11 protein-coding genes are annotated in these 11,508 nt (G+C 65.4%); 10 read left to right on the plus strand and 1 reads right to left on the minus strand.

Annotation, left to right across the window (positions count from 1 at the left end; all coding sequences use genetic code 11):
* The 5 genes from MZTS_RS16105 to MZTS_RS16125 form a co-directional block, all read left to right on the plus strand.
* Positions 1 to 2,208: efflux RND transporter permease subunit (locus tag MZTS_RS16105; protein WP_192284628.1), on the plus strand; the 2,208-nt coding region annotated here is incomplete at its 5' end.
* A 214-nt stretch (positions 2,209 to 2,422) separates the two neighbouring features.
* Positions 2,423 to 2,839 carry a threonyl-trna synthetase gene (locus MZTS_RS16110; protein ID WP_236012818.1) on the plus strand — a complete coding sequence of 139 codons (417 nt, stop codon included), beginning with the start codon at positions 2,423 to 2,425 and terminating at the stop codon, positions 2,837 to 2,839.
* A 195-nt stretch (positions 2,840 to 3,034) separates the two neighbouring features.
* Positions 3,035 to 3,199 (plus strand): hypothetical protein, encoded by a 165-nt coding sequence (locus tag MZTS_RS16115; RefSeq protein WP_192284629.1) that lies wholly within the window; start codon positions 3,035 to 3,037, stop codon positions 3,197 to 3,199.
* The gene (locus tag MZTS_RS16120) at positions 3,196 to 3,522 is read left to right on the plus strand and encodes a hypothetical protein (protein WP_135419748.1); all 327 of its coding nucleotides are present in this window, start codon (positions 3,196 to 3,198) and stop codon (positions 3,520 to 3,522) included. The genes MZTS_RS16115 and MZTS_RS16120 overlap by 4 nt, the downstream gene beginning before the upstream one ends.
* On the plus strand, positions 3,516 to 4,244 hold the full coding sequence (locus tag MZTS_RS16125) for a class I SAM-dependent methyltransferase (RefSeq protein WP_083469527.1): 729 nt from the start codon (positions 3,516 to 3,518) through the stop codon (positions 4,242 to 4,244). Before MZTS_RS16120 ends, MZTS_RS16125 begins: the two co-directional genes overlap by 7 nt.
* A gap of 210 nt (positions 4,245 to 4,454) precedes the next feature.
* On the opposite strand, the gene flgB is transcribed toward MZTS_RS16125, so the two are convergent.
* The gene (gene flgB, locus MZTS_RS16130) at positions 4,455 to 4,853 is read right to left on the minus strand and encodes a flagellar basal body rod protein FlgB (protein WP_210329328.1); all 399 of its coding nucleotides are present in this window, start codon (positions 4,851 to 4,853) and stop codon (positions 4,455 to 4,457) included.
* A 216-nt stretch (positions 4,854 to 5,069) separates the two neighbouring features.
* Here flgB and tnpC point away from each other — a divergent pair, with 216 nt between their 5' ends.
* The 5 genes from tnpC (at position 5,070) to MZTS_RS16155 (ending at position 11,508) form a co-directional block, all read left to right on the plus strand.
* Positions 5,070 to 6,350 (plus strand): IS66 family transposase, encoded by a 1,281-nt coding sequence (gene tnpC / locus MZTS_RS16135; protein WP_048447848.1) that lies wholly within the window; start codon positions 5,070 to 5,072, stop codon positions 6,348 to 6,350.
* A 288-nt stretch (positions 6,351 to 6,638) separates the two neighbouring features.
* Positions 6,639 to 7,007 (plus strand): hypothetical protein, encoded by a 369-nt coding sequence (locus MZTS_RS16140; RefSeq protein WP_083469526.1) that lies wholly within the window; start codon positions 6,639 to 6,641, stop codon positions 7,005 to 7,007.
* Between the two features lie 1,123 nt (positions 7,008 to 8,130).
* Positions 8,131 to 8,358 carry a hypothetical protein gene (locus MZTS_RS16145; protein ID WP_048447847.1) on the plus strand — a complete coding sequence of 76 codons (228 nt, stop codon included), beginning with the start codon at positions 8,131 to 8,133 and terminating at the stop codon, positions 8,356 to 8,358.
* A 157-nt stretch (positions 8,359 to 8,515) separates the two neighbouring features.
* Entirely contained in the window at positions 8,516 to 9,991 is a 1,476-nt protein-coding gene (locus tag MZTS_RS16150; RefSeq protein WP_048447846.1) for an efflux transporter outer membrane subunit, read from the plus strand.
* Between the two features lie 191 nt (positions 9,992 to 10,182).
* Positions 10,183 to 11,508, plus strand: coding sequence for a carbohydrate porin (locus tag MZTS_RS16155; RefSeq protein ID WP_246482137.1), 1,326 nt, complete (start codon positions 10,183 to 10,185; stop codon positions 11,506 to 11,508).

Raw genomic sequence — 11,508 nt, forward strand, 5'->3', positions numbered from 1 at the left:
ACGGTCCTCAACCGGACGCTGCTGGTCGAGGCCACCATCAAGACGGTGGCCCGGAACCTCGCCGAGGGCGCGACGCTCGTCATCGTCATCCTGTTCCTGCTGCTCGGCAATATCCGAGCCGCCATCATCACGGCGCTGGTCATCCCGGTCGCCATGCTGATGACCATGACCGGCATGGTCGAGGCGAAGATCTCGGCCAACCTGATGAGCCTGGGCGCCCTCGACTTCGGCCTCATCGTCGACGGCGCCGTGATCATCGCCGAGAACTCGCTCCGGCACTTGGCGGAGAAGCAGCACGAACTTGGGCGCAAGCTGGAGCTCGAGGAGCGGCTCGCCACGGTGCGGGCCTCGGCCGAGGAGATGATCAAGCCGTCGCTGTTCGGGCAGGCCATCATCATCCTCGTCTACGTGCCGCTCCTCACCTTCACGGGCGTCGAGGGCAAGATGTTCGAGCCGATGGCGCTGACCGTCATCATCGCGTTGGTCGCGGCCTTCGTTCTCTCGCTCACCTTCGTGCCGGCCATGATCGCCATCGTGATCACCGGCAAGGTCACCGAGACGGACAACCTCATCATCCGGGGGTTCAAGGCGGCGTATCGCCCGGCCCTGGCCGGGGCTGTGCGGGCCCCGATGGCGTTCATCCTAGGCTCGCTCCTGCTGCTCGCCGGGGCCGGCGTGTTGTTCACCCGGCTCGGCGCGGAGTTCATCCCGACGCTCGACGAGAAGAGCATCGCCATGAACGCGCTGCGCATCCCCTCGACCTCGCTGTCCCAGTCCCAGGCCATGCAGCTCAAGATCGAGCAGGCGGTCTCGAAGTTCCCGCAGGTGGCCTACGTCTTCTCGAAGACGGGTACGGCCGAGGTCGCCTCCGACCCGATGCCGCAGAACTCCTCGGACACCTTCGTGATCCTCAAACCCCAGGAGGAGTGGCCGGACCCAGAGTTGTCCAAGGCCGAGCTGCAGGAGCAGATTGAGAAAGCCGCCGGCGCCTTGGCCGGCAACGTGTTCGAGTTCTCGCAACCGATCCAGCTGCGCTTCAACGAGCTCCTGGCCGGTACCCGTGGCGACCTCGCCGTGAAGGTGTTCGGCGAGGAGTTCGAGCCGATGCTCAAGGTGGCCAACCAGATCGCGGCCATCCTGAAGGGGACGGCGGGCGCCGAGGACGTCAAGGTCGAGCAGACGCAGGGCCTGCCCTTCCTGGAGATCAGGATCAACAAGGCTGAGGCCGCGCGCTTAGGCCTCAGCACGGGGGCGATCCAGGAGGTGATCGGCGCGGCGATTGGCGGGCGGGAAGCCGGCGTGGTGTTCGAGGGCGACCGGCGCTTTCCCATCGTGGTGCGCCTGACCGACAAGGTCCGCGAGGATCGCGAGGCGCTGGAGAACCTGCCCGTCGCGCTCCCGCCCGGCCCGAACGGGCGGGCCGCCTCGGTGCTGCTGAAGCAGGTGGCGAGCTTTTCCGTCACGGAGGGGCCGAACCAGATCAGCCGCGAGAACGGCAAACGCCGCGTCGTCGTGACCGCCAACGTGCGCGGGCGCGATATCGGCTCGCTCGTGGCCGAGGCGCAGGCCAAGGTTGCGCAACAGGTGCAGCTGCCGGCCGGCTACTATGTTGCTTGGGGCGGGCAGTTCGAGAACCTCGCCTCGGCCCGGCAGCGCTTGATGATCGTGGTTCCGGTCTGCTTCTTCCTGATCTTCCTGTTGCTCTATTCGGCGCTTGGCTCACCGCGGGACGCGCTCCTGGTGTTCAGCGCGGTGCCCCTGGCGCTGACCGGCGGCATCGCGGCCTTGTGGCTGCGCGGCATGCCGTTCTCCGTCCCGGCCGCGGTGGGGTTCATCGCCCTGTCGGGCGTGGCGGTGCTCAACGGCCTCGTGATGCTGACCTTCATCAAGCAGCTCATCGCCGAGGGGCGGCCGAAGCGCGAGGCGATCCTGGAGGGCGCCATGACCCGATTGCGGCCCGTGGCGATGACCGCTCTGGTCGCCTCGCTCGGGTTCGTGCCGATGGCCTTGGCTACTGAGACGGGGGCTGAGGTGCAGCGGCCGCTCGCCACCGTGGTCATCGGCGGCCTGATCAGCGCGACCCTACTGACGCTTATCGTGCTGCCGGCGCTCTACGCGCGCTTCGGCGGCAAGGAGACCCCGAAATCCTCCGTGAAGGACGCGACCAGGGATCGCGCCTATCCGCCGCTCAGGCCGGCCGCGGAGTGAGGCGATCATGTCCCCTCAGAAGCCCCTACGTCTTGGGCGAAGTCACAGATCCGGTCCGGACCGTGCCGCATCAGAAGGCCGGGCGGGTTCGAGAGGGATCCGCCCCATCTTCGCGATGGCACTGCTCTCGCTGGGCAGCACGGCCTTGGCGCAGGCCGCGGAGGCTCCATTTGGGTTGTCCTGGGGGCCTGTGACGACGGTGCCGAAGCCGTCTATGGCGGATCGGGAGGCCAACATCACGGCCCTGTTCTACTTTCATGGGCAGCCGCCGGCTTCCGGGCCGGACACGCAGCAGGTCGTCCTTGAGATCTGCCGGGACGAAGGCCTGCAGCAGGTCATCTGGGTCAGCCGAGACTTCCCGGAAGCCGAACTCTCCGCACGCTACGAGCCCATCTACCAGGAAGGGGTCCGGCGCCACGGCGAACCCGTCAAGGATGGTAGACCGGAGACTGTGGTCTGGTCCGGCGGACACACGCTCCTGGCAGTTCGTTCCGTCGATGGCGGCCGCAAGCGGCTGATCATGATCGCCACCGGCGATCAGTACGAAAAATGCTCCGCGGCGCACGAAGCCGGCGCGGGCCATCCTGCCACCGTTCACACCTCCGCCTTGCACAAGGCGACGACCCCATGATGCCTATGCCGCCTCGCCGAACCGGTTCGCATGCCCCGAGTTCGCAGAGGGAGGACGATTGCCACCTCCAGAGCGCATTGCTCGTGCCAGACGGGCTGCCGGTGAGGCATCGGCCCGTTGCCATGGGATTAGCCGCGCTGACGGCGATCGGGGCAGCGGCCATCTGCGTTCGGGCCGAGACGCTGGAGAGCGCTCGTGCGGGTCTACAGTGTCAATCCGCAGGCCAATACGGGCTGCGCGGGTGTGCGGGCGACCGACGAGACCATGGCCTGGGTGCGGGCAGGCTACCGCCCGACCGTGGCCGTCCAGGCCGGCATAGGGGTTTCGTCGGCGGAAAGAACCTGGCCGGCAGGGGCTTGAAGCAGACCACACGTCCGAGTGGGGCGGCGCTCACCGTAAACCAAACCCTGTTCAACGATGTTCAGATCGGCAACAGCAGCCGGCGCGCGGAGTCAAACGTGCTCAGCCAGTGCGAGACCCTGCGCTTCACGGAGTTACCCCGCTGTTCAACGGGCACAGGCTTATTCGATCAGGTCAAGGATCTCTGGACGGCGTGCGACCGACGGATGGCTGCCGAGGAGCAGAGCAAGGTAATGCAGGCCAAGGTCGAGAGGCTGGTCTCGGACGCCGGCGTTGAAATTTGCTCCGATAGAGCGCCCTTCTCTGCCCGACGGGAATGCTGAAGGTGCAGGCTGGCAAGAGCACGACAGGCTTCTTGTATGCCAAGAGCCAAACCGATCTCATACACACTCAGGTGTCGGCCAGCCGGCAAGTCCGTGGCCAATGGCTCTCGGGGACTTTCCGCATGCTGGTCGATGCCTGTCTTCTGGATGACCCAAAATGGTATGTCCCACTTTCGGAGGCACTCGTACCAAGGCCCGGCGAATGCATTCTCGACTGTGGCCCTGGAAGCGTCTTGCGCGCATTGTATTATGCGGATCGCTTCCCAGACACCGAATTCACTGCGGTGGAGTTCAATCGGCGTCGGATCGCGAAAGCGTTCAAGCGCGCATCTAGCATGAACTTACCCAACTACAAAGCTATGACGTTCGAGGATGCGAGAAGAACGCCGTTCAGTGCAGGTCAGTTCGACAAGGCCATGTTGGTTCTCAATTTACATGGTCTTGAACCGGAGGACAAAATCAATAACTTGCGAGAGCTTCGTCGGATCGTTCGAAGGGGCGGCATCGTCTTAGCGGCGGACATCGACCGGCCGAAGGCCTCGCGAGAAGATGTGATCTTGCGAATCACCCAGCTGCTCTATGGTGCGGAGGCGACCAGATCCCATACGTCGGGGACATGGCCGAAGTTCCTGTCGGAGGCGGGCTTCACGGGCGTGCGCCGCGTATCGGAGCATCCCATCTGGATCGGCCGAATGGCCCTGGTCCGCAGCCGGAAGCAGTGAGATCATGCAGTCGAGCAGGTGAACGCTTCAAAAGGATACCGTGCGAGTTCAATCATGGCTGGAAGGTAGGCTCTGGTTTCGTCTGGTTGCCTCTCGCCGATGAGCCTGACTCGCATCACGCACTCGGCTGCTGCGTTCGTCGCGCAAGTTTATCCGCTGGTCATTCAGAAAGCGCTTGTCCAGATTTGTGGGAAAGATAAGAAAAGATCGTCAGGAGCCCTTCAGACTCAACATCAACATGCGGTCGAATGCCTTCGTGATCGCTATATTCAGGGAATGGTCTCGGCTGACCTCGCTGGCCTTGAGCATTTCCTGCTCGAGGCTGACGGAGCTTGAGGTCGAAAGCGCGTCCCAGGCATCGGAAGCCTTGATCTTCGTTGCGCTAAATGGTGGGTCTGCTGCGTTCAGGTGGCCGCTTGCTGTCGTCGACAGGCTAGCCGTAGCCGTGCGGGCCATGACTTCGGCGAAGGGCAGGACGTCACGCGCTTTGTAATCCGGTGTATTCGCGTTGGCGACATTGCCAGCAATCATGGACTGACGGACCGCAAGGTAGCGAGCCTGCTGCGACACAAGATCAAAGAGATAGACGCCTGTCACTTCAAACTCCAATCCGCATCTCCGGGACTTCAAGGCCTATGAGTGCAGCCTTGTCCGAAGCTGGCGAAGCTTGGTGCGAGTGGCAGCCCTGGTGGAGTTTGCCGATGCGCCTTGAAGGTAATTACCCACGGGGTATGTCCGGGCGCGAGTTGGCGCGTGCCGCTTCGCCTCGCATCGCGTGGACCTCACCCTCTTGCGCAGGTTGGATTTCGCTGATTCCTTCGTGGGATGGGCCGCAGCGATCTTGAGCGGTTGAGCCGCGAGGAACTGATCGAGCTGGTGCTGCGGCTGCAGCGACCGGAGAAGACCTCGCGCACCTCCTCGAAGCCGCCGGCGACCGATCACAAGGACCGGCGCGAGCAATCCAGGCCCGGTGGCGCCAAGCCTGGTCACGAGGGTCACAGCCGCGTCATGACCGACGATCCCGATGCGGTGGTCGATCATCGCCCCGACCGCTGCTCGTGCTGCGGTGGCGCTCTTCACAGGGAGCTGTCGGCCGAGGTCGTCAGCCTGTCTGAGCGGATCGAGCTGCCGGAGGTCGCACCGGTGGTGACGCAGCATCGGCGTCTTGCCGTGCACTGTCCGTCCTGCGGAGCACGGATGGTCGCGCCGGTGCCGGAGGCGGCGCGCGACACCCCGTTCGGGCCACGGCTGCATGCGGTGGCGACCTATCTCAAGACCTTCCAGGCGCTCTCCTACGAGCGGCTGCAGGCGGCGCTGTCCGACCTGTTCGGACTGAGGCTCAGCCAGGGCGGCCTGATGAACCTGCTCCGCCGTGCGCAGGGCCGCTTCCATTCCGGTCGCGAGGCCGCCGTCGCGATGCTGCGCCGTGCCGCCGTCGTTGCGTCGGACGAGACCGGCGTGGGCATCCAAGGCAGCAACGCCTACCACTGGGTCTTCCACTCGACTGACGCGGTGGTGCACACGGCCTCCCCGACGCGGGGCGCCGTCGTGGTGCGGGCGATGATGGATGGGCACCGGCCCTCGGTCTGGATCTCGGACCGCTACACCGCCCAGCAGGGCCATGCGGCCCAGCACCAGACCTGCCTCGCCCATCTCGCCCGCGACGTCGCCTACGTCGTCGAGACCAGCGACGACCCTGTGCCCTGGCGCCTGCAACTCTGGCTGCAATCCGTGTTCGCGCTGGCCGAGCGCGTCACCGACTTGGCCACTTCGACGCGGGCCGCCAAGCGCCGAACTTTGGAGCGGCAGCTCGGCGCCATCCTCGCCGAACCAAGCCGCTGCGACCTGACGCGCGGTCTGCAGGCCAAGATCGGCCGCGCCCGCGACCAACTTCTGGTCTTCCTCGCCCATCCCGGCCAGGTCGAGCCGACCAACAACGGCTCGGAACGGCTGCTGCGCCCGACCGTCGTCCAGCGGAAGATGACCAACGGCTACCGCGCCATGTGGGCCGCCGAGGGCGAAGCCGATATCCGAACCGTCGTCGATACCGCACGCCTCACAGGCGCCAGCCCCTTCGGCACCATCCTCAAGACCGTCGGCGCCTGAACACAGCCACTACGGGCGTGAGTAATTACTGCCGTGGAGAACCTGTCCCATAGCGCGTCCCTCCATGCGGCATCAGTTGTATCACCACACAGCGGGACCAAACATCTCTAGTGAGCCGTTGCGATGCCATCGCCTCGACGGCCGATCGTTCGTGGGAAGGTCTTGACGTAGATATTACGGTTGAGGCGCTACGGTATGCCGGGGCGCTCGAGCGGGGCTGGGCAAAAACCTGGGCCGGGGCGGGGCGCTTCGGTTGACGTTCGATGAACGCCACTTCAAGATCATGAGATGAACCGAACGAGTATTCCGATCCTGAGCGTCACGTCGGCGATTGGCATTCTGTTATCAAGTCCTGCTACGGCCGATACCGTCAAGATCGTTGGCCTTGGCGCCTCGACCTGCGCCCACTTCAATCAGGAGATAGGAGAAAATCCTGCGCTTCAGCGTGATTACTTCGCATGGGCACAGGGCTTCATGAGCGGAGCGCTTATCCGGGCTCCTCAGGGCGTGGACGAGGGACTTGATCTCACGCCTCCATCCTTTCCGCTGCAGGAGCAAGTAGATTTCCTGCGAGCCTTCTGCGCCAAAAATCAGGACCAGGACTACATGGACGCGGCGCGCGCTTTATATCGCCGCCTCCGTGGTCCAAAAACTTAGTTTCAGCTCGCAGGTATTGGATATTTTGATGCACCGGTACCAAGCTTGTTTTTACATCGCGTACGCGGCGCGGGCAATATCTGCCGACTTCCCGATCAGCCGTCCTCAGTGACGCTCTTCATGGTGCGTGCTACGTTCGTGACCTTCACGACGCTCCTCGTGGCGCCCTTCCCGGCGCTCTTGGTGGCCGCCATCGCGGTGCTCCTCCACGACGTGGGGCCCGTGTGAGCCTCCCGGCACCTGCACCCCGCCTGGATTGACGTCAATGTGCTGAGCCATGGCTGCCGCCGGTGCGAGCGTAAGCGCTGCGGTCAACAGCAAAACCGTAGGCATTTTCATTGTCATCACGACCTCCCTTAGTCTTAGCCGCGAGCACTAACGCTCAAGTTCGAATTGGGATCCCGATCCTCACTGACGCCGAGCGGATATCCCGATACACTCTGGATTACGGCGAGGACCTAGCAGGCGCCTCCGTGACGTCGGCAGTCGCGACGATGCTGGGCGGCCGTGCCACGTTTTCACCGGACGCTCCCCGCTCTGCCTTGTTCCGGGGCGCTCTCATCAACACCGGCTCGGTCGCGCCGACCGTGGCGCGCATGGTCCGCTTGGGAGCGAAGCAGGGTCAGTGGCCCTGTCCTCCGTAACCGCCATGGCCGCCGGAGGAGCGTCTGTGACCTCCTCCATACCCAAAGCCGCGACCAGAACCTCCATGGCGGCCGTAAGAGCGTCCATGGCCCCCGGAATAGCCGGGCCGACCGAAGCCGCCGTGGCGGCTGTAGGATCCGCCGTGCCCACGGGATTGGCCATAGCCATGACCCTGAGCGGCGGCCGGGTCCGACAGCGACACGAAGCCGATACCGACCGCCAAGGCGAACAGACCGGCGGTCAGGGCCGCTCCGAAGCGAGGCGCATCTGTCATGTGCATTGTCTCCTGATGAACGGCACGGGCATCGTGTCGTCGTGTCCTCAGGCTAGGCGTGCGCCTTTGAACTGCACCTGAACGGAATGTGCGACCGCCGGACAGCTCGCGCTTGCGGCCACACCGGACGCACAGCCGCAACATGCCCGCCCAACGGATGCCACTTGCCGGCGTTAGCTCCGCGCAACACGGCAGGAGCCACGCATGACGGCCGACGACCTCGACAAACGGGCTGAGCTGACGATCTGGCTTGGAGCAGGGACGGCACAGACCCGACAGGGCCGGGCGTTCGCAACCTTGCGCGAGGCGCTCTCCGCGGCTGTGGACGCGCTGCACGACTCGGAGGCGAGGCCCTGGATCGTGACCGAAGAGGGCGACATCCTCTCGCCCCACTGGATCCGGGCGAACCGCGATGTGGCGCGCCGCCATTGAGGCGAACACCGCGTGGACCGTGCTCAACGGTCGGAACGCTGATGCAAGGGAGGACGCTGGACGTCATGGCCGAGATTGTCAGGTTGCCCGGCCGGTCCACACGCGACACCGGGGCCCTCCAGGACCCGCCAGCCGCCACCCGGCGGCCCCGCAGGTGATGGGTGCGCTGGGCTTGCGCCTCGTCGGTGCGATGACGCTTGCCGGCCTGACCTCGGCCTGCCTCGTCGGACCGGACTATGCGCGTCCCTCGGCCGAGACCCCGCTGGCTTTCAAGGAAGCCTCCGGCTCCCCTGAGCCAGGTTGGCGGGCGGCCAGGCCGAGCGACGCGGTCCCGCGCGGCGACTGGTGGTCGGTCTTCCGCGATCCGGTCCTCGACGGCCTGATCCGCGCCATCGACGTCGACAACCAGACCCTGCGCCAAGCAATCTCTCGGTACGAGCAGGCCAGAGCCGTGGTCCGGCAGGCGCGCGCCCAGCTCTTCCCGACCATGATCGGTGCACCCAGCATCCGGCAATCCGGGAGTGGCAACGAGGCAGAGACCACCCTGACCCTGCAAGGCTCGGCCAGTTGGGAGCTCGACCTGTTCGGCCGCATTCGCCGCCAGATCGAGAGCGGCACGGCCTCCGCTCAGGCCAGCGCTGCCGGCCTCGCGCTCGTGCGCCTCACGAGCCAAGCGGAACTCGCCACGAACTATTTCCAGCTGCGCTATCAGGAGTCGCTCCGGCGGCTCCTGAACGACACCGTCGCGGGCTACAAGCGCAGCCTAGCGATCACCCAGAACCAGTACGCGGCCGGTGTCGCCGCCCGCTCGGACGTGATCACCGCGCAGACCCAGCTCCAGACAACCGAGGCCTTGAGCATCGCGGTTGAGCTGGACCAGGCGACCTTCGCGCATGCCATCGCGGTCCTGAGCGGCCGGCCTCCCTCGGAGATCACGATCCCACGCGGGCAACTCGCCGCACGGCCGCCCAGCATACCCGTGAGCGTGCCCTCGACGCTGCTGGAGCGGCGCCCGGATGTGGCCCAAGCCGAGCGCTTGGTGCAGGCGCAGAGCGAGCAGATCGGCGTCGCTGTGGCGGCCTTCTACCCGAGCGTGAGCCTGTCGGGTTCAGGGGGCCTCTCCGGCGATCCGACCGCTGCGCTGTTTGCGGCCGAGAACCAGTTCTGGTCGGTGACCGGGGCCGCAACGGAGGTCTTGTTCGACGGCGGCGCCCGCTCGGCCGCCCAGCAGGCGGCGCGGGCCGCCTATGAGGCGGCCGTCGCGATGTACCGGCAGACGGTGCTGACGGCGTTCCGTGAGGTTGAGGACGGCTTGGCAGGAGTGCGCATTCTGGCACGGCAGCAGGTGGTGCGGCAGGCTGCCGTGGCGTCCGCCAGCCGCGCCGTGGAGATCGCGCTCAACGAGTACCGGGCGGGCACACAAAACTACACCACGGTGGTGACCGCGCAGGCGCTGGAGTTGAGCAACCGCGTCGCAGCACTGCAGGTCCAGGCCAGCCGCTTCACCACGGCCATTGCGCTGATCCGGGCCTTAGGGGGTGGCTGGGACACGCGCAGTCTGCCGACGCGGCAGGAGGTCATCGCGGCTCGCCTGCCAGTCGACAGCGGGCAACCCCTGCGCGTAGACGAGTGAGCCCTCGGCCATTTGTGCATCGCGTTCTTGGGCGGCAAATCTTGACCGTAAGGCAGGAGATCAGGTGGTGCGCCCGAGGCGATGAGCTTCAAGATACTGGTGCGGGACGGCAGACCAGCGACTGGCGTAGCGTCATCAAAGTGGGGCTATGCATGAGGATCTGCCCTGCGCCGGCGGCGTGTGTCCCAAGAATGATCGTCCCCATGCAGCCCTTGCAGCGTCCCCTCGTCCTATGGCTGGCCCTGGCTATGGCTACCCAGGCGGCATGGGCCCAAACGCCTCCCGAGGAGGCGGCACGGATCGCGTTCGAACCGAACTTCCGTGGCCGACCCGGGGGTGCCGGCAACGATCCCCAGACCTCGGTGGCGCAGCCCGACTTCTCGGCCAGGCCTTCCGCTAACCTGAACACCTCGATCCAGGATCCGCTGGAGCCGTACGGCGATCCATTTGGTGCCCGCAGCTTCCTGAGGACGAGGGGTATCGCGTATAGCCTCACCTATGTCGGCGAGAGCTTCGGCAACGTCACCGGCGGCGCACGGCGCGGCGGCATCGCCGCGGGCCGTCTCGACTTCCAGTTCGATGCCGACCTGGACACCCTGATGGGTTGGCACGGCGCGGCTTTCCACACCAACCTCTACCAGATTCACGGCACCGGCCTGTCACGCTATTTCGTCAACAACTTCATGTCGGTCAGCGCGATCGAGGCGCTACCATCCTCGCGCCTCTACGAACTCTGGGTCGAGCAGAGGTTTTTCGACGGCCAACTCGGGATCAGGGTCGGCCAACTCGCGACCGACACGGAGTTCGCGGTCAGCCAAACCGGAACCCTGTTCCTCAATTCGACCTTCGGCTGGCCCAACATCATGGCCTCCGTCATTCCGAGCGGCGGACCGATCTATCCGCTTGCCGTTCCGGCCGTGCGGGCGAAGTACGTGCCGAACCGGAATTTCTCGCTGCAAGCCGGCATCTACGATGGTGACCCGGCGGGACCGCTGCGCCCCGACAACCGCCCCGATCCGCAGCGGCGCAACCGCACCGGCACGAATTTCCGCACGAACGACCCTGCCCTGGTGATCGCGGAGGCCGCGTATGCCTACGGCCTCGAGGCCGACGACAACGTCGAGCCGGGCACCGTGACGCTCGGCGGCTGGCATCATTTCGGTCGCTTCGGCAGCCCACGCTTCGATCGGAGCGGAGGCTCGCTTGCGAACCCATCCAGCAGCGGCCTTGCGCGCCGCTTCCGGGGCAATAGTGGCATCTACGGCATCGTCGATCAGACCATCTACCGGGAGCCCGACGACCCGAACGATGGCGCCAGCGTGTTCGTGCGCCTGTCCGGTTCGCCCTCGGGTCGCAATCTGCTCGACCTCTACCTCGATGCCGGGATCGGCTATAAGGGTCTGCTGCCCGGCCGTTCGGACGATACGATCGGCATAGCTTTTGCTGTCGAGCGCATCTCGAAGAGCGCTCGAGGATTTGATCGCGACACCCTTCTGTTGAGCTATGCAGGATTTTAG

It is taken from the genome of Methylorubrum zatmanii, from assembly GCF_014845115.1.
Classification (GTDB): domain Bacteria; phylum Pseudomonadota; class Alphaproteobacteria; order Rhizobiales; family Beijerinckiaceae; genus Methylobacterium; species Methylobacterium zatmanii.

Coding starts and splice junctions, on each gene's coding strand:
- MZTS_RS16110 (WP_236012818.1), top strand. CDS start 2,423: ATGGCGGATCGGGAGGCCAACATCACGGCCCTGTTCTACTTTCATGGG.
- MZTS_RS16150 (WP_048447846.1), top strand. CDS start 8,516: ATGGGTGCGCTGGGCTTGCGCCTCGTCGGTGCGATGACGCTTGCCGGC.
- MZTS_RS16145 (WP_048447847.1), top strand. CDS start 8,131: ATGACGGCCGACGACCTCGACAAACGGGCTGAGCTGACGATCTGGCTT.
- MZTS_RS16140 (WP_083469526.1), top strand. CDS start 6,639: ATGAACCGAACGAGTATTCCGATCCTGAGCGTCACGTCGGCGATTGGC.
- tnpC (WP_048447848.1), top strand. CDS start 5,070: ATGGGCCGCAGCGATCTTGAGCGGTTGAGCCGCGAGGAACTGATCGAG.
- MZTS_RS16125 (WP_083469527.1), top strand. CDS start 3,516: ATGCTGAAGGTGCAGGCTGGCAAGAGCACGACAGGCTTCTTGTATGCC.
- MZTS_RS16155 (WP_246482137.1), top strand. CDS start 10,183: ATGATCGTCCCCATGCAGCCCTTGCAGCGTCCCCTCGTCCTATGGCTG.